Annotated in this window: 23 protein-coding genes; 5 read left to right on the plus strand and 18 right to left on the minus strand. The window is 72.3% G+C overall.

All coding sequences use genetic code 11. The features are described 5' to 3' along the window. The 6 genes from gatC to EIZ62_RS08940 form a co-directional block, all read right to left on the minus strand. Complete coding sequence (gene gatC, locus EIZ62_RS08915) at nt 1–297, minus strand: Asp-tRNA(Asn)/Glu-tRNA(Gln) amidotransferase subunit GatC (RefSeq protein ID WP_016642027.1); 297 nt, start codon at nt 295–297, stop codon at nt 1–3. A gap of 442 nt (nt 298–739) precedes the next feature. Continuing rightward, nucleotides 740–2,776: a putative bifunctional diguanylate cyclase/phosphodiesterase gene (locus EIZ62_RS08920; RefSeq protein WP_244376159.1), complete on the minus strand. Its 2,037-nt coding sequence runs from the start codon at nt 2,774–2,776 to the stop codon at nt 740–742. 295 nt (nt 2,777–3,071) lie between these two features. Further along, the gene (gene ligA, locus EIZ62_RS08925) at nt 3,072–5,255 is read right to left on the minus strand and encodes an NAD-dependent DNA ligase LigA (RefSeq protein ID WP_156692165.1); all 2,184 of its coding nucleotides are present in this window, start codon (nt 5,253–5,255) and stop codon (nt 3,072–3,074) included. A 23-nt stretch (nt 5,256–5,278) separates the two neighbouring features. Then, nucleotides 5,279–6,289, minus strand: a complete 1,011-nt coding sequence (locus tag EIZ62_RS08930; protein ID WP_156692166.1) for a methionine synthase — start codon at nt 6,287–6,289, stop codon at nt 5,279–5,281. Then, nucleotides 6,286–6,975, minus strand: a complete 690-nt coding sequence (locus EIZ62_RS08935; protein WP_156692167.1) for an SDR family oxidoreductase — start codon at nt 6,973–6,975, stop codon at nt 6,286–6,288. Before EIZ62_RS08935 ends, EIZ62_RS08930 begins: the two co-directional genes overlap by 4 nt. Nucleotides 6,976–7,002: 27 nt before the next feature. Further along, the gene (locus tag EIZ62_RS08940) at nt 7,003–7,542 is read right to left on the minus strand and encodes an LOG family protein (RefSeq protein ID WP_156692168.1); all 540 of its coding nucleotides are present in this window, start codon (nt 7,540–7,542) and stop codon (nt 7,003–7,005) included. Between the two features lie 60 nt (nt 7,543–7,602). Here EIZ62_RS08940 and EIZ62_RS08945 point away from each other — a divergent pair, with 60 nt between their 5' ends. Further along, nucleotides 7,603–7,926 (plus strand): DUF427 domain-containing protein, encoded by a 324-nt coding sequence (locus EIZ62_RS08945; RefSeq protein WP_156692169.1) that lies wholly within the window; start codon nt 7,603–7,605, stop codon nt 7,924–7,926. Between the two features lie 43 nt (nt 7,927–7,969). Further along, on the plus strand, nt 7,970–8,764 hold the full coding sequence (locus EIZ62_RS08950) for an alpha/beta fold hydrolase (protein ID WP_156692170.1): 795 nt from the start codon (nt 7,970–7,972) through the stop codon (nt 8,762–8,764). Here the strand turns inward: EIZ62_RS08950 and EIZ62_RS08955 are convergent. The 4 genes from EIZ62_RS08955 to mnmA all read right to left on the minus strand — a co-directional run bounded on the left by EIZ62_RS08955 (nt 8,751) and on the right by mnmA (nt 12,723). Next, nucleotides 8,751–9,314, minus strand: coding sequence for a hypothetical protein (locus tag EIZ62_RS08955; RefSeq protein WP_244376161.1), 564 nt, complete (start codon nt 9,312–9,314; stop codon nt 8,751–8,753). The two genes, EIZ62_RS08950 and EIZ62_RS08955, sit on opposite strands and share 14 nt — an antisense overlap. Then, nucleotides 9,314–11,089 (minus strand): alpha/beta hydrolase, encoded by a 1,776-nt coding sequence (locus tag EIZ62_RS08960; RefSeq protein WP_156692171.1) that lies wholly within the window; start codon nt 11,087–11,089, stop codon nt 9,314–9,316. Before EIZ62_RS08960 ends, EIZ62_RS08955 begins: the two co-directional genes overlap by 1 nt. Further along, nucleotides 11,086–11,448: a hypothetical protein gene (locus tag EIZ62_RS08965; protein ID WP_244375572.1), complete on the minus strand. Its 363-nt coding sequence runs from the start codon at nt 11,446–11,448 to the stop codon at nt 11,086–11,088. Before EIZ62_RS08965 ends, EIZ62_RS08960 begins: the two co-directional genes overlap by 4 nt. Nucleotides 11,449–11,598: 150 nt before the next feature. After that, nucleotides 11,599–12,723, minus strand: a complete 1,125-nt coding sequence (gene mnmA, locus EIZ62_RS08970) for a tRNA 2-thiouridine(34) synthase MnmA (protein WP_156692172.1) — start codon at nt 12,721–12,723, stop codon at nt 11,599–11,601. A gap of 60 nt (nt 12,724–12,783) precedes the next feature. Between mnmA and EIZ62_RS08975 the strand changes: the two genes are divergently transcribed. Then, a complete protein-coding gene (locus tag EIZ62_RS08975; RefSeq protein ID WP_156692173.1) occupies nt 12,784–13,455 on the plus strand; it encodes an N-acetylmuramoyl-L-alanine amidase in 672 nt (223 codons plus the stop codon). On the opposite strand, the gene EIZ62_RS08980 is transcribed toward EIZ62_RS08975, so the two are convergent. The 3 genes from EIZ62_RS08980 to EIZ62_RS31925 form a co-directional block, all read right to left on the minus strand. After that, a complete protein-coding gene (locus EIZ62_RS08980; RefSeq protein ID WP_156692174.1) occupies nt 13,448–14,617 on the minus strand; it encodes a cysteine desulfurase family protein in 1,170 nt (389 codons plus the stop codon). The genes EIZ62_RS08975 and EIZ62_RS08980 overlap by 8 nt on opposite strands. A gap of 72 nt (nt 14,618–14,689) precedes the next feature. Continuing rightward, entirely contained in the window at nt 14,690–14,992 is a 303-nt protein-coding gene (locus EIZ62_RS08985; RefSeq protein WP_156692175.1) for a DUF4190 domain-containing protein, read from the minus strand. A gap of 47 nt (nt 14,993–15,039) precedes the next feature. Further along, a complete protein-coding gene (locus EIZ62_RS31925) occupies nt 15,040–15,186 on the minus strand; it encodes a hypothetical protein (protein WP_167536356.1) in 147 nt (48 codons plus the stop codon). A 121-nt stretch (nt 15,187–15,307) separates the two neighbouring features. On the opposite strand from EIZ62_RS31925, the gene EIZ62_RS08990 reads away from it, so the two are divergent. Further along, nucleotides 15,308–15,925, plus strand: coding sequence for a TetR family transcriptional regulator (locus EIZ62_RS08990; RefSeq protein WP_156692176.1), 618 nt, complete (start codon nt 15,308–15,310; stop codon nt 15,923–15,925). A 130-nt stretch (nt 15,926–16,055) separates the two neighbouring features. On the opposite strand, the gene EIZ62_RS08995 is transcribed toward EIZ62_RS08990, so the two are convergent. Continuing rightward, nucleotides 16,056–16,874, minus strand: a complete 819-nt coding sequence (locus EIZ62_RS08995) for a thioesterase family protein (protein WP_156692177.1) — start codon at nt 16,872–16,874, stop codon at nt 16,056–16,058. Between the two features lie 25 nt (nt 16,875–16,899). Then, on the minus strand, nt 16,900–17,580 hold the full coding sequence (locus tag EIZ62_RS09000; protein WP_156692178.1) for a trimeric intracellular cation channel family protein: 681 nt from the start codon (nt 17,578–17,580) through the stop codon (nt 16,900–16,902). 82 nt (nt 17,581–17,662) lie between these two features. Here EIZ62_RS09000 and EIZ62_RS09005 point away from each other — a divergent pair, with 82 nt between their 5' ends. Further along, nucleotides 17,663–18,166 (plus strand): hypothetical protein, encoded by a 504-nt coding sequence (locus EIZ62_RS09005; RefSeq protein WP_156692179.1) that lies wholly within the window; start codon nt 17,663–17,665, stop codon nt 18,164–18,166. An 87-nt stretch (nt 18,167–18,253) separates the two neighbouring features. Here the strand turns inward: EIZ62_RS09005 and EIZ62_RS09010 are convergent, their stop codons facing one another. From EIZ62_RS09010 to EIZ62_RS09020, 3 genes are read right to left on the minus strand one after another with little or no spacing between them, the layout of a single operon-like run. Further along, nucleotides 18,254–19,474: an ABC transporter ATP-binding protein gene (locus EIZ62_RS09010; protein WP_244375574.1), complete on the minus strand. Its 1,221-nt coding sequence runs from the start codon at nt 19,472–19,474 to the stop codon at nt 18,254–18,256. After that, the gene (locus EIZ62_RS09015) at nt 19,471–20,562 is read right to left on the minus strand and encodes an ABC transporter ATP-binding protein (protein WP_156692181.1); all 1,092 of its coding nucleotides are present in this window, start codon (nt 20,560–20,562) and stop codon (nt 19,471–19,473) included. The genes EIZ62_RS09010 and EIZ62_RS09015 overlap by 4 nt, the downstream gene beginning before the upstream one ends. Then, a complete protein-coding gene (locus EIZ62_RS09020) occupies nt 20,559–21,566 on the minus strand; it encodes an ABC transporter permease (protein WP_156692182.1) in 1,008 nt (335 codons plus the stop codon). The genes EIZ62_RS09015 and EIZ62_RS09020 overlap by 4 nt, the downstream gene beginning before the upstream one ends. Between the last annotated feature and the right edge of the window lie 76 nt (nt 21,567–21,642).

Below are 21,642 nucleotides of genomic sequence, written 5' to 3' on the forward strand. Positions count from 1 at the left end.
TCAGTCCTCCCCCAGGATCTGCGGCACCTTGAAACGCTGCTGCTCCTGGGCGGGCGCGCCGGAGAGCGCCTGCTCGGGGGTGAGCGAGGGACGGACCTCGTCCGCGCGCATGACGTTCGTCAGCGGCAGCGGGTGGGAGGTCGGGGGTACGTCTTGGTCGGCGACCTCGGAGACGCGGGCGACCGCGCCGATGATGTCGTCGAGCTGTCCGGCGAAGTGGTCGAGCTCTTCGTCCTTCAGCTCAAGACGTGCCAGCCGGGCGAGGTGGGCGACCTCCTCGCGCGTGATGCCAGGCATGCAGCGATCCTCAGGGGTGAGTGTGATGGTTTTGGCCCAATCCTATGGGGCCGCGCCCCCTGCCCGTGAAACGGCCGCCCCTCCGCTGTGGGCGATCGTCCCGCAGGACGGCGCCCACCCCCCGTTGTGGGCTCGCCCGCTGGGCGGCTCCCCTCCCGCCTCCGCCCCCGCCCGTTGTGGGCAATCGTCCCGCAGGGCGGGACGGGTGGGCACAACGGGACCGGAGCGGTGCCCGTTCCCGGTTCGCCGCGGGGCGGTGCCTTGGGTGCGGTGACCCCCGGTGGGTGGGGGCGTGGCCCCTCCGGGCTCGCCTCCTCGGGGCCGGCGGCCTCGGGTTACGAGGCAGGGAGCCCCGGCAACGCCGCCGGTCCCCTGCGGGGGCGACCCTGCACGGCCCCACCCCGGTACGTCGCCGACTGCGGGACCGTGGGTGGTGGGGCGGTTACTGGACCACCTGGTCCGCGTCCTGCGGCGCGGGCGGCAGCTCACGGGGCGGGCGGTGCCAGCCGGCCTCGCCCCGGGCGCGGAGCCACGCCGTGGTCTCCGCCGGCGGCATCGCGGCGGCGACCAGCCAGCCCTGCACCGCGTCGCAGCCCAGGTCCCGCAGGCGCTCCCAGGTCTCGTCGTCCTCGACGCCCTCGGCGACGACGAGGAGGCCCAGCGAGTGGGCCAGGTCGACGGTGCAGCGGACGATCTCGGCGTCCTCGTTGTCCACCGCGAGCCGGGCCACGAACGAGCGGTCGATCTTCAGCTCGCTCACCGGGAGGCGGCGGAGGTGGACCAGCGACGAGTACCCGGTGCCGAAGTCGTCGAGGGACATCTTCACGCCGTGGCCGGTGAGCCCCGCCAGGGTGTCGGCGGCGCGCTGCGGGTCCTCCAGCAGGACGTGCTCCGTTATCTCCAGCTGGAGCGCGCCCGGCGGCACCCCGTGGCGGGCCAGCCGCGCGGCGACCGCGCCGGCGAAGCCGGGGGTGTGGACGTCACGCGGTGAGACGTTCACGGCGACGGGGACGTAGAGGCCCTGGGCGCGCCACTTGGCGACCTGGCCGAGCGCCGTCTCCAGGACGTACTCCGTGAGGTGCGGCATCAGCCCTGAGGACTCGGCGATGGCGATGAACTCGTCGGGCGGCACCTTGCCCCGCTCCGGGTGCACCCAGCGCACCAGCGCCTCCAGCCCGGCGACGTGTCCGTCGAAGCGGACCTTCGGCTGGTAGTGCAGCTCGACGTCCCCGGCGTCCAGGGCGCGCCGGAGGTCGCCGAGGAGGCCGAGCCGGTCGGGGGTGTTGGAGTCGCGCTTGGACTCGTAGACCTCGACGCCGGTGCGGTCCCGCTTGGCCTGGTACATGGCGACGTCGGCCCGCTGGAGGAGGCCTTCCGCGTCCAGCGCGTGGTCGGGGAAGACGGCGACGCCCGCGCTGGCCTCCAGGACGAGGGTGAGTCCGTCGAGGTCGAGGGGCGAGGACAGCTCGGCGACGAGCTGCCGGGCCACCCGCTGGGCGCTGGTCGTGGAGTCGGCGACCGGGAGCAGGACGGCGAACTCGTCGCCGCCGAGCCGTGCGGCCTCCGCGTCGCGCGGCAGGGCCAGCCGCAGCCGGTCGGCGATCTGCAGCAGCAGCCGGTCACCGGCCAGATGACCGAGTGTGTCGTTGACCGACCGGAAGCGATCGAGGTCGATCAGCACCAGGGCGGCCCGGAGACCTTCGCCCTCCGCCTCCTCCAGCGCCGACCAGGTCCGCTCCAGCAGCCACTGCCGGTTGGGCAGACCGGTCAGCGGGTCGCGCAGTTGTTCCTCCGCCCGGGCGCGGGCGATCCAGAGGGTGGAGTCCAGGGCGATCAGCGGCACGGCGAACAGCGGCAGCATCACCGGCAGGGCCACCGCGACGACGCAGATCAGCGGCGCGATGCCGAGCAGGGCGACCGCCACGAGCCCCTGCCGCAGCAGCGCGGTGCGGGCGGCCGTGGGCAGTCCCCCAGCCTGCGGGGCCAGCGTGTACCACAGCAGCAGCCGGGTCACCGTCAGGTACGCGGCGGCGGCCAGCGCCACTTCAGGTACCGCCTCGATGCCCCATTCGAGCGGCCGCCACGGCCGTTCGACCGTCGGCACGTCCCCGAACGCGGCGAGGACCAGGGCCGCCGCCCCTATGCCGAGGACGTCCGCGGCGCCGTGCAGCAGTCCCTGCCGCCAGCGGTGGCGCCGGGCGACCCCGACGAGGACGACGACGGCGAGGCTGACCAGTCCGGCCGGCACCCAGCCGTACAGGAGCAGTACGGCCAGGGTGAGCGCGGCGCCCGAGCCGGTGCCGCCCCACCAGCGGTCGCGGCCGAGCGCGACGAGGTGTCCGACGACGATGCCGGTGAGCACGGCGAGCGACCAGCCGGTCGTGGAGCCGGGGAAGAGCGCGTGCCCGCCGCGCGCGGCGCCCCACAGTCCGGCCGTGAGGACGAAGGCGGCGACCGCCACGACGACGTTCGGGAGCATGGAGGCGATGCCCGTGGCCGCGTACGCACGCGGCCGTGAGACCGGGGCGGCACTCTCGGTCGGTTTCATTCCGTCCCTCTCACAGCCGGCGGTGCCGTTGCCACGCTATGGCCCGTTGTCGTGCCGGCACGGCCGGAATCCCACCCCCGGCCGGGCACGACACGCGCCGTCTCAACAGTAGGCCGCGAAAGGCTTCAACGGGCGGCGCTCTACTGGTCTTGCCCGAATGAGACCCGGCCACCCTTATCCATCTGGTATGCGCCGAACGGGTGAGCCCCGTACGGCATTTACCGGCCTACTGTTCGACCGGAACCGCCACCTCACGCGCCGCGTCCGGCCCCTGGTCGAGCAGCGTACGGAAGCCGTCCTCGTCGAGAACCGGAACCTTCAGCTGCATCGCCTTGTCATACTTGGAACCAGGGTTGTCACCAACAACCACGAAGGACGTCTTCTTCGAAACGGAACCGGTCACTTTCGCTCCCCGGCTCTGGAGCGCCTCTTTTGCGCCATCCCTGGTGTGGTTCTCCAGCGTGCCGGTCACGACGACGGTCAACCCCTCCAGCGGGCGCGGCCCTTCGTCCTTGCCGGAGCTCTCCTCCTCCATCCGCACCCCCGCCGCACGCCACTTGCGGAGGATCTCGCGGTGCCAGTCCACCTCGAACCACTGCTTGAGCGAGGCCGCGATCGTCGGGCCGACCCCTTCGACGGCCGCCAGCTCCTCCTCGCTCGCCTCCTCGATCCGGTCGATCGAGCGGAACTCGCGCGCCAGTGCCTCCGCCGCCACCGGGCCGACGTGACGGATCGACAGCCCCGTGATGACCCGGGCCAGCGGCCGCTCCTTGGCCGCCGCGATGTTCTCCAGCATCGCCAGCGCGTTCTTCCGGGGCTCGCCCTGCTGGTTGGCGAAGACGGTGACGATCTTCTCCTCGCCCGTCTTGGGGTCCCGCTTGGGCAGGCCGCTGTCCTGGTCCAGGACGTACGCCTTGATGGGCAGCAGCTGCTCGATGGTCAGGTCGAACAGGTCGCCCTCGTCCACCAGCGGCGGCTCGGACGGCTCCAGCGGCTTGGTCAGCGCCGCCGCCGCGACGTACCCGAAGTTCTCGATGTCCAGGCACTTGCGGCCACCGAGGTAGAACAACCGCTCACGCAACTGCGCGGGGCACGTACGGCCGTTCGGGCAGCGCAGGTCGACGTCACCCTCCTTCATCGGCCGCAGCGGCGTCCCGCACTCGGGGCACTCGGAGGGCATCACGAACTCCCGCTCCGTGCCGTCCCGCAGGTCCGCCACCGGGCCCAGGATCTCCGGGATCACGTCACCGGCCTTGCGCAGCACCACCGTGTCCCCGATGAGGACGCCCTTGGCCTTCACCACGTCCTGGTTGTGCAGGGTGGCGAACTCGACCTCCGAGCCGGCCACCGTCACCGGCTCCACCTGCGCGTACGGCGTGACCCGGCCGGTGCGGCCCACTCCCACGCGGATGTTGACCAGCTTGGTGTTGACCTCCTCCGGCGCGTACTTCCAGGCGATCGCCCAGCGCGGCGCCCGCGAGGTGGAGCCGAGCCGGCCCTGGAGCGGGATCTCGTCCAGCTTGACGACCACACCGTCGATCTCGTGCTCCACCGAGTGCCGGTTCTCACCGAAGTACTCGATGAAGGCGCGGACTCCCGCGATGTCGGTGACCACCTTGTTGTGCCGGGCCGTCGGCAGGCCCCACTCGCGCAGCAGCTCGTACGCCTCCGACAGCCGGGCGATCTCCAGGCCGTCGCGCGCGCCGATGCCGTGCACCACCATGTGCAGCGGCCGGGTGGCGGTCACCTTCGGGTCCTTCTGGCGCAGCGAACCGGCCGCCGCGTTGCGCGGGTTGGCGAAGGGCTTGTCCCCCGCCTCCACCAGGCGGGCGTTCAGCTCCTGGAACTTCTCCATCGGGAAGAAGACCTCACCCCGGATCTCGACGAGATCCGGGATGCGGTCACCCTTCAGCCGCTCGGGGATGTCCGAGATCGTGCGGATGTTCGGCGTGATGTCCTCACCGGTGCGGCCGTCGCCGCGCGTCGCCGCGCGCGTGAGACGCCCCTTCTCATACGTCAGGTTGACCGCCAGGCCGTCGACCTTCAGCTCGCACAGGAAGTGGTACCCCGAGGTGCCGACCTCCTTGGCGACCCGGTCCGCCCAGCCGGCCAGCTCCTCGTCGTCGAAGGCGTTGTCCAGCGACAGCATCCGCTCGCGGTGCTGGACGGCCGTGAACTCCGTCGCGTACGCCCCGGCGACCTTCTGGGTCGGCGAGTCGGGCGTCCGGAGCTCCGGATACTCCTCCTCCAGGGCCTCCAGCGAGCGCAGCAGCCTGTCGAACTCGGCGTCGCTGACGACCGGCTGGTCCTTCACGTAGTACCGGAAGCGGTGCTCCTCGACCTGCTCGGCCAGCTGCGCGTGCTTGTCCCGTGCCTCCGCCGGCACGACATCCTGCTGTTCGACAGCCACCGTCTTTCCTTCCGTCACTGACGTCACTCAGGGTTGTCCGCGAGCGATCTCGCCGCCGTGACGCAGTGGGCGAGCGCGGCACGGGCGTACGCGGGCGAGGCACCCGCCAGCCCGCACGACGGGGTGACCACCACGGACTCGGCGAGAGTCCCCGGATACAGCCCCAGCCTGCGCCACAGCGTCCTGACACCCATGACGCTACCGGCAGGGTCTGACAATGGGACGTCGGTCGACTCGACGACGCCCACCAACAGCCTCGTGCCTCCCTCGACCGCCTCGCCGATCTGCTCCTCGTCACGCTCGGTGAGCAGCCCGAAATCGAACGAGATGCCCGCGGCACCCGCCCGCCGCAGCAGCGCGAACGGCACGTCCGGAGCGCACGAGTGCACGATCACGGGCCCGTGCCCCTCGTTCACCGCCACCACGTCCCGCAGCGCGCTCTCCACGACCTGGCGGTCCACGGCACGGTGGGTCCGGTAGCCGCTCGCGGTGCGCACCTGCCCGCGCAGCACGGCGGTCAGGGACGGCTCGTCGAGCTGGAGCACCACCCGCGCGCCCGGGATCCTGCGCCGCACCTCCGCGAGGTGGCCGCGCAGCCCCTCCGCCAGCGAGGCCGTCAGGTCCCGGCAGGCGCCGGGGTCGCCGAGGGCCGCCTCTCCGCCCCGCAGCTCCAGGGCGGCGGCCAGCGTCCACGGCCCCACCGCCTGGACCTTCACGACACCCTCGTACCCCTGGGTGAACTCCTCCAGGGCGTCGAGGTCCTCGCCCATCCAGGACCGGGCCCGCCGGGTGTCCCGGCCCGGCCGGTCGCTGACCCGCCAGCCGCTCGGCTCCACGTGCGCGTACATCTCGACGAGCAGGCCGATGGTCCGCCCGATCATGTCGGCGCCCGGCCCGCGGGCGGGCAGCTCCGCCAGGTGCGGGAAGTCCTCGAAGGTGCCCGTCACGGTCCTGGCCGCCTCGCGCGCGTCGCCGCCCGGCATGGACCCGACCCCGGTCGCGGGGCCCCAGCTGAAGTCGTCGTTCCCGCTCATCGCCCCGGCCGCACGCTCAGGTCGTTGATCTCCGCGTCGCGCGGCAGGTCGATCGCGGTCAGGATCGCGGTGGCGACCGACTCGGGGTCGATCCAGCGGGAGGCGTCGTACTCCTTGCCCTCCTGCTGGTGCACCTTGGCCTGCATCGGGCTGGCCGTACGGCCCGGGTAGACGGACGTGACGCGCACGCCGGAACCGTGCTCCTCCTGGCGCAGCGAGTCGGCCAGCGCCTTGAGGCCGTGCTTGGAGGCGGCGTAGGCGGACCACTCGGCGTGGGCGTTCAACCCGGCGCCGGAGTTGACGAACACGACGTGACCCTGGGAGACCCGCAGTTGCGGCAGGAGCAGCCGGGTCAGCTCGGCCGGCGCGATGAGGTTCACCTCCAGCTGGCTCCGCCAGGCCTTGGTGGTGAGATCGCCGACCCGGCCGAGGTCGACGACGCCCGCGATGTGCAGCAGCGAGTCCAGCCGGTCGGGCAGCGTCTGGTGGGAGAAGGCCCAGGACAGCCGGTCGGCGTTGGCCAGGTCGCCGACGAGCGTACGGGCGCCCGGGTGGGCCGCGGCCAGTTCCTTGGCGCGCCCCGCGTCACGGGCCAGCAGTACGAGGTCGTCGCCGCGTTCGTGCAGGCGGCGGGCGACGGCCGCGCCGATGCCGGAACCCGCCCCGGTGATCATGTGTGTAGCCATACGGCCATGCTCGCATCCGGACGGCGGTCACCTGATCCCGGCGCTCTCCTCCAGGTACGCGAGCGCGGCGACCCCGTCCTCCGCGAAGAACACCAGGTCGGTCAGCGGCAGCGGCAGGAACCCCTCCGCCTCCATCCGCCGGAACTGCTCCTTGAGCCCGTCGTAGAAGCCCGCCGCGTTGAGCAGGACCACGGGCTTGGTGTGCTTGCCGTGCTTCTTCAGCTCCAGGATCTCGGTGGCCTCGTCGAGGGTGCCGGTGCCGCCGACCATGATCACCACGGCGTCCGACACGGCCAGCATGCGCGCCTTGCGCTCGGCCAGGTCCTTGGCGAAGACCATCTCGTCGGCGCCCGCCCGCGCCTTGGTGGCCAGGAAGTCCACCGACACGCCGACGAGCCGCCCGCCCGCCTCCTGGACGCCGTCCGCCACGACCTTCATCAATCCGGTGTCGCTGCCGCCCCACACCAGGGTGTGCCCGCCTTTGCCGAGCAATTCGGCGAACTGGCGGGCGGGGACGGTGTAGCGCTCATCGAGATCGGCGGCCGACAGGAAGACGCAGATGTTCATACGGCCACCCTAGGGAGTGACCTAGGGAATGGCGCGGCGGGGGCGGGCCGTTGCACGGTCATGACGACTGGACACCGCATCACCATCGAGCAGGGCACCGAGCACGTACGCGTGGTCCACGACGGTCACGTGGTCGCGGAGAGCCGGCGACCGCTCGTCCTGCGCGAGACGGGCTGTCCCCCGCGCTACTACCTGCCGGCTCAGGACGTCCGTACGGAGCTGCTGACGCCCTCCGGCACCCACACCTACTGCCCGTTCAAGGGCACCGCGTCCTACTGGTCGCTGCCCGGCGCGGAGGACGCCGTCTGGGCGTACCCCGACCCCAAGCCGGAGGTCGCCGAGATCGAGGACCACCTCTGCTTCTACGAAGCGGAAGTCGTCTGAGGCCGAGCGATGAGTTCCGCGGCCGGCACCGGTCTGCCCCTGCATGGAGAACCGCGGAACGGTCACATCGGGCGACGGCACCCTCCTCGCGTACGAGCGGCGCGGTGAAGGTCCGCCGCTGGTCCTGGTGAGCGGGGCGCTGGGCACGCGCGCGAGCGAGGCGGCGCTCGCCGGGCTGCTGGCGCCGCACTTCACCACGTACACCTACGACCGGCGGGGCCGTGGCGACAGCGGTGACGGGGCGGGCCCGCCCGTTCGTCACGCCGTCGAGCGGGAGGTCGACGACCTGGCGGCCGTGATCGCCACGGCGGGCGGCGGCGCGGCCGTGCACGGCACGTCCTCCGGCGGCGCGCTCGCCCTGGAGGCGGCGGCGGCCGGGCTGCCGATCACCCGCCTGTCGGTCTACGAACCTCCGTACGACACCGACCCGGCCGCCCGCGACGGCTTCACCGAGCGCGCCCAGCGGCTCGGACGGCTCCTGGCGGACGGGCGCCGCGGTGACGCGCTCGCGCTCTTCCTGTCCGACACGCCCGCCGCGGAGCTCGCCGGCCTGCGCGCGTCGCCCCAGTGGCCGGCGCTCGAAGCGCTGGCGCACACCCTGCCGTACGACCACGCCGTGCTCGGCGACAGCCTGGTGCCCGCCGCACGCCTGGCCGCCGTCACCGCGCGCGTCCTGGTCATCGACGGCGGCGCCAGCCCCGCGTGGCTGCGCGACACCGCCCGCGCGGTGGCCCACGCCCTCCCGAACGCCCGCCACAGCACCCTCACGGGCCAGACCCACGCGGTCACCCCCCAAGTCCTGGCCCCGTCGCTGACGGCCTTCTTCACGGCCGAGTAAGCGGCGCCTCGGCGGACCAGAAGGCGGAGCGGACGTTGGGGGTGGGGATCTGACCGAGGGGGTACGCGGGGCCGTTGGGCGGGGACTTGGGCGGGGCGACGGTGGATTTTTGGACGCAGGGGGTGGCGACTTCGAGGGTGGCCTGCCCCGCGTAACCGAAGATCAGGCTGATGCCGAAGCCGTCGCGTGACACCGCGAAAACGGCAGGCCGGTCCTTGCTCTTGCGTACTGCCGTGATGGCGAAGCCACTCTTCGTCCAGTAGCGCTCGACGACACCCAGCAAGTTGCCTCGGCGCTCCGCTGAGACGACCGTCATGATCTTCCTCCGTCGAGAGACGTCACAACTGCCGGCCGTGGTGTTGTGGTGCGCCCAGTGAAGCTCCGGTACCACTGCAGCAATCGTCGCGTCCAGCATGTCATCGGCACGATCCGCCGCTTCTTGCATGTTCATGACTGCTGGCCTTCCGTCCTTCACGCTTCCCTCCGTGGCCTCGCAGCCGACAACCAGCACCCCAATCGCGACGGACAGAATTGCCCGCGTCAGGCGCATCACCGGTGCTCCTCCCTGATGAGGTCCTGAGAGCGCCCTCCAACGATGGCTGCGATGTTCGCCGCAGACGCCATGTCCTTCTTGGGTGTGAAGTACTGGGAGTGGGCGTCGAAGCCCCCACCGTCTCGGATCATGCCCGGCCCGTCGGCCACCAGAAAGCGCTGTGCGCCGAACGCCTCGCTGGCGGGATCCTTGCCGAAGTAGACGTCGTCGTTGCCCTCATCCAGAAGATCGCGGGTAGCAAGCACTCCGACGGGCCCGCCGAGGGCGATCTCATCCTTCGAGGGCAGGTGGGTCACCGGATCGTTGTCGGCCGCTCCGACGAACACGTGCTCCCTGCCGACGCCGAGGTCCTCCGCCCTCTGCGTCCCTACGCCCGGGCTTCCCAGCAAAATGATGTCGTCGACCCCGGGGATGCCACCCGACGCCGTCGCTGCCTTGCCCACAGTGAGTGAACCGTACGAGTGGCCGATCGCCGTGAGGTGTGGGTCCCGGTTCTCATTCGTGGCGTCCAGTCCCGACATGAAGGAGTTGTAGGCCGGGGCTCCCCGCTGAGCATCTCCTTCGGCCATGACGTCCAGTAGCTGCGGCGCGTCATAGCCGAGCCAGATGATGGACGCGCTGGAAGGGTCCACGTCACGCGCGCCGATCGCCGTGTCCTCGGCGCGCTTCATGGTGTCCTCGACGAACTCGCCGTTCAGCCTGGTGCCCAGGCCCGGTACGTAGGCGGAGACGTGGCGGGAGGTGTCGGGGTTGCCGTAGGAGACGATCGCGCGGCCGTTGCCCTCGTCGCCGATGCCGAGGAGGTACATCGGTGGGTCGCTCGGCCGGCTGAGCCGGTCCTGGAGCATCCGGAGCGCCTCCAGTTTCGTGCGGGAGCCGTCGTCGTCCCGCTGCGCCAGTTCGCCAATGAGCAGCGGTAGGAGCCTGCGGTTGGCCTCGTCGCGGGCGGTGGCGGGGATGCCGTCGAGGTTGCCGATGAGGTCGGGGGCGATGTCGAGGTACTCGCGGCGCTGCTCCTCGGGGAGGGCGTCCCACCAGGCCTTGAGCTCGGCCGGCGAGCCGTCCGCGGGGATGGCGGCGCCGAGGTGCCGTCCCGCAGCCGCGCGGACGCCGGCCGTGTCGCGGGCGACGTCCGCGAGGGTCGCGGCGGTGATGTCGAGGCCCTTGGCGGCTTGGAGCCGGAGCAGGGTCCGCGCGTACCGGTGGTCGATGTCGGCGGCGGACCGGACGGCTCGGGCGATGCGGTCCGCGATGGCCTGGGCCTTCTCGGCGTTGGGGTTGAGCGGTGCGACCGGCGGGGGCGGGGCGCCGAGGCCGGGGGCGGGGTCCAGGGGGAGGCGGCCACTGGCGTGGGCCCGGCCGCCCGGGGTGTCCTGCCGGCCCACCAGTGTGGCGGCGGTGCCGGCCGGGTAGCTGACGGAGCCGTCGTCGTGGATGGTGAACCGCAGTTCGGCCGCTTCGTCGAGCGCGTGGCGCAACTGCCGCTGCGGTTCGGCGAGATCGGCGGCCAGGCCGTTCAGGGCGGTGCGTAACAGGCCGCACTCGGTGTGCAGGTAGTGGTAGTTGCGGCTGAGCCGCTGGAGCCGGGCGAGGGCCGCCCCGGCCGACTCGCCGCGCTGCGTCTCGCGCAGGCTCGCGGTCATCAGGCGGTCGACCCGGGCGCGGTCGGCGCCGGAGCGGCCGGACACCGCGTGCCAGGTGTCGCCCGCGACCTCGAACGCGCCGGGCTTCAGGTCCCGTAAGGCCTGCCAGGTCAGCGTGGTTCCGGTCACTGGGGCCGGCCGCCCTGCCGGGGCACGCCGCCCAGCGCGTGGGCCACCGCCGTGTCGGTCTCGCCGAGTTCCTTGGCGACCCGGGCGAGGGTGCCGGTGAGGTGGTCGCACTCGTCCCGTACGGCGGCGAGGCGTTCCTCCCAGGAGGTCAGGACGGTCTTGAGCGCCGCCACCGATGTGAGGCCCGTCCCGCCCGCCGCTGTGCCCTCGTGGGCGGGGCGCAGGGCGCGGCGGCTGCTCTCGGTGCTGGTGCGCAGGGCTGCGGCGGTGCCGGAGGCACTGGTCCACGGCCCGCCGCTGTGTGTGAGGGTGCCCGCTCCGGGGCCCGGGGTCCGTGCCCCGCTCTCCGCGTACGTCACGCACGCCATCTCCGCACGCCACCCCGCCCCGCGTACAGTCACGTTCCGTACGGATCGTGGCGTTTACGCAGATGGGGCGGGGGTTGGCGGGGGCGACGCGGAGCGGTACACGGGTTGACGCGCGCGTACCGGACCAGCGCGTACCGGAGGTCAGGCGCCGACCGTCGCCCGGCGGGTGGTCGTGGCGATGGTGGCCGAGCCGACGACCCGGGTGCCGTCGTAGAGGACGATCGCCTGGCCGGGGGCGACCCCGCGGACGGGCTCCTGGAAGGTGACGTGCAGCTCGCCGTCCTCCAGGGAGGCCGTGACCGGGGTCTCGTCGCCGTGGGCGCGGAGCTGGGCCGTGTAGCCGCCGGGGCCGGAGGGGGCGGTGCCGCACCAGCGGGGCTTGATGGCGGTGAGGGCGGTGACGTCGAGTGCCTCGGCGGGGCCGACGGTGACGGTGTTGTTCACGGGCGAGATGTCCAGCACGTACCGGGGCTTGCCGTCCGGGGCGGGGTGGCCGATGCGCAGGCCCTTGCGCTGGCCGATGGTGAAGCCGTACGCGCCCTCGTGGGTGCCGACCTTGGCCCCGGACTCGTCGACGATGTCGCCCTCGGCCCGGCCCAGGCGGGAGGCGAGGAAGCCCTGGGTGTCACCGTCCGCGATGAAGCAGATGTCGTGGCTGTCGGGCTTCTTCGCCACGGCCAGACCCCGCCGCTCGGCCTCCGCGCGGATCTCGTCCTTGGTGGTGAGGGTGTCGCCCAGCGGGAACATCGCGTGCGCGAGCTGCTTCTCGTCCAGGACGCCGAGGACGTACGACTGGTCCTTGGCCATGTCGGAGGCGCGGTGCAGCTCCCGGGTGCCGTCCTCGCGGGTCACGACCGTCGCGTAGTGGCCGGTGCACACCGCGTCGAAGCCCAGCGCGAGGGCCTTGTCCAACAGCGCCGCGAACTTGATCTTCTCGTTGCAGCGCAGGCACGGGTTGGGGGTGCGCCCGGCCTCGTACTCGGCGACGAAGTCGTCGACGACGTCCTCCCGGAACCGCTCCGCCAGGTCCCACACGTAGAACGGGATGCCGATGACGTCGGCCGCGCGGCGGGCGTCGCGCGAGTCCTCGATGGTGCAACAGCCCCGGGCGCCGGTGCGGAAGGACTGGGGGTTCGCGGACAGGGCGAGGTGCACACCGGTGACGTCGTGGCCCGCCTCGGCGGCGCGGGCGGCGGCGACGGCGGAGTCCACGCCGCCGGACATGGCGGCGAGCACGCGGAGGGGGCGCTGGGGAGTCTGAGTCATAGCCCTACCAGGGTACGGGCCCCGGGAACCATGCTCGCGTGCGTATGCGTTGACGATCACATGGGTGAGAAGAGGCGGGGGACGAAACCGGTCGGGCGCCGTGCGGTGCTGATCGGTGGCGGTGCGGCCGTCGTGGGCGGGGCGGTGCTGGCGCGCGACGAGCTGCGGCGCGCCTGGTACCGGGTGCCGGGGGTGGAGAAGGACCGCGTGGAGGGTGAGCTGGACCACGTGGGCGCGCAGTGGACGGCGGCTTCGCGGGCGAACTGGCGGTATGCCGACCGCCCCGACGACTTCACGATCGACCGGGTCGTCATCCATGTCGTCCAGGGGGACTATCCGACGGCCCTGAAGGTCTTCAAGGACCCGGGCCACGGTGCGGCGACGCACTATGTCGTCCGTAAGGACGGGCACGTCGCGCAGATGATCCGTGAGCTGGACGTGGCGTTCCACGCGGGCGACCGGGGCATGAACGAGCGGAGCGTCGGCATCGAGCACGAGGGGTTCGTGGACCGGCCCCAGGACTTCACGGACGCCATGTACGCGTCGTCCGCGCGGCTCACGGCCGGGATATGCGCGCGGTACGGGATACCGGTGGACCGTGAGCACATCATCGGCCATGTGGAGGTGGAGGGCACGGACCACACCGACCCGGGGCCGCACTGGGACTGGGACCGGTACATGAAGCTGGTGCGGGACGCCGCGGCCGGCGGCCCGCGTACGTCCGCTAGCTGAGGCCCGCCGTCCGGGCCCGTTCGACCGCAGGGCCGATGGCCTTGGCGACCGCTTCGACGTCGGCGCGGGTCGAGGTGTGGCCGAGCGTGAAGCGCAGCGTGCCGCGCGCCAGGTCGGGGTCCGTGCCGGTGGCCAGCAGGACGTGGCTGGGCTGGGCCACGCCGGCCGTGCAGGCCGAGCCGGTGGAGCATTCGATGCCCTGGGCGTCCAGGAGCAGCAGCAGCGAGTCGCCCTCGCAGCCGGGGAAGGTGAAGTGGGCGTTGGCGGGCAGGCGGCCCTCGGGCGCCGGGTCGCCGCCGAGGACGGCGTCCGGGACGGCCGTGCGGACGGCGTCGACCAGCTCGTCGCGGAGGGCGCCGATGTCGCGGGCGTACTCCTCGCGGCGCTCGGCGGCCAGCCGCCCGGCGACGGCGAAGGCGGCGACGGCCGGGACGTCGAGCGTGCCGGAGCGGACGTGGCGCTCCTGTCCGCCGCCGTGCAGCACCGGCACGGGGCTGTGCTCGCGGCCGAGGAGCAGCGCCCCGATGCCGTAGGGGCCGCCGATCTTGTGGCTGGAAACCGTCATCGCGGCGAGGCCCGAGCCGGTGAAGCCGACCGGGACCTGCCCGAAGGCCTGGACGGCGTCGGAGTGCAGGGGGACGCCGAACTCCTGCGCCACCTCGGCCAGTTCACGGACCGGCATGAGGGTGCCGATCTCGTTGTTGGCCCACATCACGGTGGCCAGGGCGACGTCCGACGGGTCGCGCTCGATCGCCTCGCGCAGCGCCTCGGGGTGCACGCGTCCGTGCCGGTCGACGGCCAGGTACTCGACGGCGGCGCCCTCGTGCTCGCCGAGCCAGTGCACGGCGTCGAGGACGGCGTGGTGCTCGACGGGGCTGGCCAGGACCCGGACGCGGCGCGGGTCTGCGTCCCGGCGGGCCCAGTACAGGCCCTTGACGGCGAGGTTGTCCGCCTCCGTCCCGCCGGAGGTCAGGACGACTTCGCTGGGGCGTGCGCCGAGTGCCTCGGCGAGGGCCTCGCGGGCCTCCTCGACGGTACGGCGGGCCCGGCGGCCGGCGGCGTGCAGCGAGGACGCGTTGCCCGTGACGGCGAGCTGGGCGGTCATCGCCTCGATCGCCTCCGGCAGCATCGGAGTGGTCGCGGCGTGGTCGAGGTAAGCCATGGTGCGACGATTCTACGAGCCTCCCGGGGGCCGGGGTTCAGCGCCGTACCGGCCGTATCGCCGCGGGGCCCATCAGGCGATGCTCCAGGACACGGTGCCGTCCGCCGTGACCAGGGCGGCCAGGACGACCAGGTCGGCGACGCCGAGGCCGAGGCCGAGCAGGGCGCGGCCGCGCCGGACGGTGCCGCGCTTGAGGGCCAGGGCGGCGAGCCCGATGGCGATGGGCCCGAGCAGGATGTTCATCACCAGCAGGCCCACCAGGCCGAGGACGAACGCGGCGACGGCCATGGAGTTGGCGTCGCGCATCCGGTCCCGGGTCCGGGGGCGGGTGCGGGCGGCGGTGCGGGTTCGCGGGGTGGACGTGGTCAGTTCCATGACGGCCTCCTCAGCGGTCCTCGGCGGTCTCAGCGGTGCACGGGGGTTCAGCGGTGCTGTCGTTCCCGGATGGCGAAGATCAGGAGCCAGGTGCCGATGACGCCCGCGGCGACGAGCGTGACTGGGACCGGCACGTGGGCCACGGTCCCGAGGACGACCCCCAGCATCAGCAGGGCGGCGACGATGAAGAACATTCGATGACCTCCCGATCGACGAACACGTTGGCGAACATGGATGAACACTTGTTCACTGACTACCCAGTCTAGCGGCGCCCATGACTGGAGCGGTCCGGAGAACGGTTGTTTACTGAATGGCATGAGTCACACCTCCGGGATCCGCCGGGCCCAGAAAGAGAAGACCCGTCAGGCGCTCCTGGACGCCGCCCTCGGCCTGCTGGAGGAGCAGAGCCTGAGCAGCCTCGGCCTGCGCGAGGTGACCCGCGCGGTCGGCGTCGCGCCGGCGGCCTTCTACCGGCACTTCCGCGACACCGCGGACCTCGGCGTCGCCCTTGTCGACGAGGCCCTCGGCAGCCTGCACGGAACGATCCGCACGACCCTGGCGACCACGGGTGACGGCGACGAACGGATCGCCGCCACCGTCGAGTTGATCGCCGGGCTCGTACGCGGGTACCCCGCACACGTCCGGTTCATCGCGCGGGAACGGCACGGCGGCGTGGCGCCCGTCCGCGAGGCGATCGGCGGCCAACTCGACCGGTTCGCCCGGGAGGTGGCCGACGAGCTGGCCGGGCACCCCGAGAGCGAGGGGTGGGAGCGGGACGACCTGCTCATGCTCGCCGGGCTGTACGTCGACCACATGGTGATGACCGCCTCGGCGTTCCTGGCGACGCCCGAGGCGGCGTGGGACGGGGTGGCGCGCACCGCCCGTCGCCGGCTGCGGCTGGTCGGCCTGGGCCGCCGCCACTGGCTGGACTGACCCGCCGTCCGGCCGGCGGTGGTGCCGGCGCGAGACGAAGCGCCCCGGCGCCTCCGGTGGACGGAAGGCGCCGGGGCGCTCGGCGCTCGGCGTTCGGCGTTCGGCGTTCGGGGCCGCGGGCCCCGGGAGTTCAGCCCCGCGGGGCGCGCGCCAGTTGGCGGGACTGGGCGACGAGCCGGTCGGCGCTGTCCCAGACCTCGGCGTCCTCCTCCAGGAAGCCGCCCGCGAGGTTGCGGGTGGTGATGGAGACCCGCAGCGGGCCGGGGGCGGGACGGCACCGTATGTGGGTGGTGAGCTCCACGGTCGGGGTCCAGCCGGTGAGGCCGAGCTCGAAGGACGTCGGGGGCAGGGCGTCCACGGTGAGCAGGAGGGACAGCGGGTCGGGCTCGCGGCCGTCGGCCAGGCCGAACCAGCCGCGCATCTCGCCCTTGCCGGACGGGGCGCCGACGGCCCAGCCGAGGGTGGTGGGGTCGAGCTTGATGTCGAGCCGCTCGGTGATGGCCGACGAGCCGGGGATGGGCGCCGGGCCGTCGGAGGGGCCGAGGCAGTGCTCGCGGGGCGGGATGGCGGGCGGCTTGGCCGTCGTCCGTACGTCGTCGGGGAGGGCGTCCAGGTCGCCGTAGGAGGCGAGGACCCGGATGCGCTCGACCTCGGTGCCGTCCTCCGCGTACTGGAAGAGCGAGGCCTGGCCGGTGGAGAGCGTGCGGCCGGCGCGGACCGTCTCGGTCCGGATCACGGCGGGGCCCGGCACGGACGGCGTCAGGTAGTGCGCCGAGATGGTGAACGGGTCGGGGTGCGGCAGGGCCTCGCCGAGCGCACGGCCGAGCAGGGCGAGCAGATAGCCGCCGTTGACGGCCTGGATGATCGTCCAGCCGGCGGAGAGCTCCGCGTCGTAGACGCCGGGCTCCCGGAGGGTCACCGCGGTGTCGCGGTCGAACTCGCTGTCCATGGCGGCACAGTACAACAGGAAATTACTAAGCGGTAGCTTTCCCGGGGAGCTGCTCCTCGGTCGCGATGGAGCGGCGGTTCCACGCGCGCGGGGCGCGCCAGTGGAAGCGCATGGCCAGCAGCCGCAGGACGAAGGTGGTCACGGCAGCGAGCGTGCTGGTGAAGGGGTTCAGCATCTCGAACTTGATGCACAGCGCGACCATGGTGGCTCCCACGATGGCCGGCACGGCGTACAGGTCGCGGTCCCAGCGCAGCAGCGACGGCACCTCGTTGGCCAGGACGTCCCGCAGGACGCCCCCGCCGACGCCGGTGGCGAGCCCGAGCACGGCGGAGAAGGTGAGCCCCAGCCCGTACTCGTACGCCTTGGTCGTCCCCGCGACGCAGAAGAGGCCGAGCCCGGCGGCGTCGAAGACGTTCACGGCGGCCTGGGTCCGCTCCACCACCGGGTGCAGGAAGAAGACGAGGACCGTGGCGACCAGCGGCATGAGGAAGTACCCGAGGTCGGTGAACGCGGCGGGCGGCACCGCGCCGATCACGAGGTCCCGGAACAGCCCTCCGCCCAGGGCGGTGACCTCGGCGAGGACGGCGATGCCGAACACGTCGAAGTTCTTGCGCACGGCGAGCAGGGCGCCGGAGATCGCGAACACGAAGATGCCCGCGAGGTCGAGCGCGTGTTGCACGGAGGGGGTGAAGAAGTCCTGGAGCACCGCCCAATTGTGCAGGCTCGCGCGGCGGCCGCCGCCCCCGCACGCCGGGGCCGGGCACCGCCGCTGTTAACCTGCGGGCGCTGTGACGGACGAGGGGGACGGCGTGGGGTACGCACTGGAGCTGGCACCGGAGCGCGGGGCGCGCGTGGGGCGGGTCCTGCTGACCGCGCTGGTGCCCACGGCCCTGGTCACCGTGTGCGGGGCCCTGCTGACCGGCGACGCGTCGGCCGGGTGGCTCCTGACGTGCGCCGCGCTCGCCCTGGCCGTGTCCCTCTTCGCCGGCGCCGCCGCGAACGCGCGGCTGGGCCGGCTCCGGATCGACGAGCACGGCATCACCACCGGGAGCGGCGAGCTGTTCCCCTGGGGCGGTATCCGCTTCGTGGTCCTGCACCACGGCAGGCTCCAGGTCCGGCCGCACCGCCCCACGACGTCCGCGCAGCTGGTGACCCTGCACAACGAGGGACTCGGACTCGGCCGCGCCCGCCACGACGAGCGCCGCCGCGCCATCGTCGCCGCCCTGACCGCGTTCGCCCCGCACCAGTACGTCGCGGACCGCGAGCGCGTGCTGCGCGAACCGTCCCGCTGACCCGGCCCCCGGGGCGGCGCCCCACGGCGGCCGGCCCTGTGGGGGTGACCCCTGCGGGCCACCCCCTGCAAGCCACCCCCCTGCCCGTCAGAGCTTCTTCGGGTCCTCGTCGTCCGGGGACGGCTCCTTGGCGGGGGCCGGGATGACCGGGGCAGGCGCCTCCGTGGGCGCCTCGGTGCGCGCCCCCGCAGGCTCTTCCGTGGTCGTCTCCGCGGGCTCCTCCGTGGGCGCCTTCGTGGCGGACACGATCTCGATCGCCTCGCCCGCCGAGGCCAGCACCGGGTCGCCCGGGGCCTGGTCCGGGGCGTTCTCCGGGTGGTGGCAGGCGACGCGCCGGCCGGGGGCCAGCTCCAGGAGCGGAGGCTCCTGGACCGTACAGACCTGCGTCGCCTTCCAGCAGCGGGTGTGGAACCGGCAGCCGCTGGGCGGGGCGATCGGCGAGGGCACGTCGCCCTTCAGCAGGATCCGCTCGCTCTTGGCCCCGCGACGCCTCGGGTCGGGCACCGGCACGGCCGACATCAGGGCCTTGGTGTACGGGTGCATGGGCGCCTCGTACAGCGACGTGCGGTCCGACAGCTCCACGATCTTGCCGAGGTACATCACGGCGATCCGGTCCGAGACGTGCCGGATGACCGACAGGTCGTGGGCGATGATCACGTATGTGAGGCCCAGCTCGTCCTGAAGGTCGTCCAGCAGGTTGACCACCTGCGCCTGGATCGACACGTCCAGCGCCGAGACCGGCTCGTCGGCGACGACGAGACGCGGCTTCAGGGCGAGGGCGCGCGCGATGCCGATGCGCTGCCGCTGGCCGCCGGAGAACTCGTGCGGGTAGCGGTTGTAGTGCTCGGGGCTCAGGCCCACCCGCTCCAGGAGGCCCTGGACCTCCTTCTTGACCCCGCCCTCCGGCTCGACGCCCTGGAGCCGGAACGGCGCCGAGACGATGGAGCCGATGGTGTGGCGCGGGTTCAGCGAGCCGTACGGGTCCTGGAAGATCATCTGGATGTCGCGCCGGAACGGCCGCATCCCGCCGGTCTTCAGGTGCGTGATGTCGGTGCCGTCGAACTCGACCCTGCCGCCGCTGGGCTCCAGCAGCCGGGTGATCAGCCGGCCCATCGTCGACTTGCCGCAGCCGGACTCGCCGACGACGCCGAGGGTCTCGCCGCGGCGGACCTCGAAGTCGATGCCGTCGACCGCCTTGACGGCGCCGACCTGCCGCTGGAGCAGGCCCTTCTTGATGGGGAAGTGTTTGACCAGGCCCTCGACCTTGAGCAGGGGGCCGGCCTGGTGAGGCGTCGGTTCGTTGGTCACAGCTTCGGCGCAATCTCTTCGGTCCAGATCCGCGTGCGCTCTTCCTGCCCCATGTGGCAGGCGGAGAAGTGGCCGGAGCCGACTTCACGCAGTTCCGGGCGCTCGGTGCGGGTCATCCCGCCCTTGGGGACGTCCGCGTACGGGCAGCGCGGGTTGAAGGCGCAGCCGTCCGGCACGTTGATCAGGGACGGCGGCTGGCCCTTGACCGGGATGAGCCGGTCGGTCTGGTCCCGGTCGATCCGGGGCATCGATCCGAGCAGGCCCCAGGTGTAGGGGTGCTGCGGCTCGTAGAAGATCGTGTCGACGGGACCGCGTTCCACGCACCGGCCGCCGTACATCACCAGGATGTCGTCGGCGATCTCGGCCACCACGCCCAGGTCGTGGGTGATGATCACGACCGCCGAGCCGAACTCCTTCTGGAGGTCGCGGATCAGGTCGAGGATCTGCGCCTGGACGGTGACGTCCAGCGCGGTCGTCGGCTCGTCGGCGATCAGCAGCTCGGGATTGTTGACCAGCGCCATGGCGATCATCGCGCGCTGGCGCATGCCGCCGGAGAACTCGTGCGGGTAGGCGTCGACGCGCTTGCCCGGCTCGGGGATGCCGACGCGGTCGAGCAGCTCGATGGCCCGGGTGCGGGCGACCTTCTTCGACACCTTGTTGTGGATGCGGTACGCCTCCACGATTTGGTTGCCGACCGTGTAGAACGGGTGCATCGCGGACAGCGGGTCCTGGAAGATCATCGCCATCTCGCGGCCCCGCAGCCGCCGCACCTCGTCCGGGTCGGCGCTCACCAGCTCCTTGCCGTCGAGCCAGATCTCCCCGCTCATCCGTACGTTCTTGCCGCGCGCGCCGAGCCGGTGCAGGCCCATGATGGCGAGCGAGGTGACGGACTTGCCGGAGCCGGACTCGCCGACGACGCCGAGGGTCTTGCCCTTCTCCAGCTGGAAGGAGAGCCCGTCGACGGACTTCACGAGGCCGTCGTCGGTCGGGAAGTGGACCTTGAGGTCGCGTACGTCGAGGAAGGCGCGCGGCTCGGTGGTGCCGGGGCGGTCCTCCACCACGGCGCCGGTCTTGGACAGTTCGGTCATGACACCCTCACGCGCGGGTCGACGACGGCGTACAGAAGGTCAACCACGAGGTTGAGGAAGACGACGAAGAACGCCGCGAGCAGGGTGACGCCGAGGATCGGCGGCAGGTCGTTGTCGGTGATCGACTTGACCGCGTACTCCCCGATGCCGTGCAGCGAGTACACCGACTCGGTGATCACGGCGCCGCCGAGCAGCAGGCCGATGTCCATGCCGAAGACGGTGACGATCGGGGTGAGCGCGGCCCGCAGGCCGTGCTTGGCGACGACCCGCCGCTCCCGCATGCCCTTGGCGCGGGCGGTGCGGATGAAGTCCTCGTTCATCGCCTCGAGCATCCCGGAGCGGGTGAGGCGGGCGTAGATCGCCGCGTACAGCAGGGCGAGCGAACACCACGGCAGGAAGAGGGTGTTGGCCCACTGCGAGGGGTTCTCGGTGAACGGGACGTACGTCCGGCCGAAGATCTCCAGCTCGTAGCTGAAGAGCAGCAGGAAGAGCTGGGCGGTGAAGAAGATCGGCAGCGAGACGCCGGCCAGCGCGCCGCCCATGGCGGCCCGGTCGAAGAAGGAGCCGGGCTTGAGGGCGGAGATGACGCCGACGACGATGCCCGCGACCAGCCACAGCACCGCGGCACCGACCGCGAGGGAGATGGTGACCGGGAGCCGGTCGACGAGCTGCGGCCAGACCTCGAGGTTGGTCTTGAAGGAGTAGCCGAAGCAGGGCGCGTCGCACTGGACGGTGGTGGGGCCCCGCTCGTAGGTGGCGCCCGTGACGATCCCCCTGACGAAGTCCCAGTACTGGACGTAGACCGGCTCGTCGAGGCCGAGGTTGCGCTTGACCGCCGCGATGTCCGCGGGCGTGGGGTTCTTGCCGATGTACTGCTGGGCCAGCTGATCGACCGTCTGGCCGGCCAGCTTCGGCAGGATGAAGAAGATGCCGAAGGTGACCGCCGTGACGACCAGCAGCAGGATCACTGCCGCGATCAGTCGGCGGATGAGGTACGAGATCACGGGGACCGGCGCCGGTGCCCGCGGGCCGCACCGAGGATGCGGGGGCCCGCGGGCACCAATGCCTTCACCTGCCTTC

The organism is Streptomyces ficellus, from assembly GCF_009739905.1.
Classification (GTDB): Bacteria; Actinomycetota; Actinomycetes; order Streptomycetales; family Streptomycetaceae; genus Streptomyces; species Streptomyces ficellus_A.

Coding starts and splice junctions, on each gene's coding strand:
- EIZ62_RS08955 (WP_244376161.1), bottom strand. CDS start 9,314: ATGCGCCTGACGCGGGCAATTCTGTCCGTCGCGATTGGGGTGCTGGTT.
- EIZ62_RS08930 (WP_156692166.1), bottom strand. CDS start 6,289: ATGAGCGGGAACGACGACTTCAGCTGGGGCCCCGCGACCGGGGTCGGG.
- EIZ62_RS08945 (WP_156692169.1), top strand. CDS start 7,603: ATGACGACTGGACACCGCATCACCATCGAGCAGGGCACCGAGCACGTA.
- EIZ62_RS08935 (WP_156692167.1), bottom strand. CDS start 6,975: ATGGCTACACACATGATCACCGGGGCGGGTTCCGGCATCGGCGCGGCC.
- gatC (WP_016642027.1), bottom strand. CDS start 297: ATGCCTGGCATCACGCGCGAGGAGGTCGCCCACCTCGCCCGGCTGGCA.
- EIZ62_RS08920 (WP_244376159.1), bottom strand. CDS start 2,776: ATGCTCCCGAACGTCGTCGTGGCGGTCGCCGCCTTCGTCCTCACGGCC.
- EIZ62_RS08980 (WP_156692174.1), bottom strand. CDS start 14,617: ATGGCTTACCTCGACCACGCCGCGACCACTCCGATGCTGCCGGAGGCG.
- EIZ62_RS09015 (WP_156692181.1), bottom strand. CDS start 20,562: ATGACCGAACTGTCCAAGACCGGCGCCGTGGTGGAGGACCGCCCCGGC.
- mnmA (WP_156692172.1), bottom strand. CDS start 12,723: ATGACTCAGACTCCCCAGCGCCCCCTCCGCGTGCTCGCCGCCATGTCC.
- EIZ62_RS08990 (WP_156692176.1), top strand. CDS start 15,308: ATGAGTCACACCTCCGGGATCCGCCGGGCCCAGAAAGAGAAGACCCGT.
- EIZ62_RS08950 (WP_156692170.1), top strand. CDS start 7,970: ATGGAGAACCGCGGAACGGTCACATCGGGCGACGGCACCCTCCTCGCG.
- EIZ62_RS08940 (WP_156692168.1), bottom strand. CDS start 7,542: ATGAACATCTGCGTCTTCCTGTCGGCCGCCGATCTCGATGAGCGCTAC.
- EIZ62_RS08985 (WP_156692175.1), bottom strand. CDS start 14,992: ATGGAACTGACCACGTCCACCCCGCGAACCCGCACCGCCGCCCGCACC.
- EIZ62_RS08975 (WP_156692173.1), top strand. CDS start 12,784: ATGGGTGAGAAGAGGCGGGGGACGAAACCGGTCGGGCGCCGTGCGGTG.
- EIZ62_RS31925 (WP_167536356.1), bottom strand. CDS start 15,186: ATGTTCTTCATCGTCGCCGCCCTGCTGATGCTGGGGGTCGTCCTCGGG.
- EIZ62_RS08995 (WP_156692177.1), bottom strand. CDS start 16,874: ATGGACAGCGAGTTCGACCGCGACACCGCGGTGACCCTCCGGGAGCCC.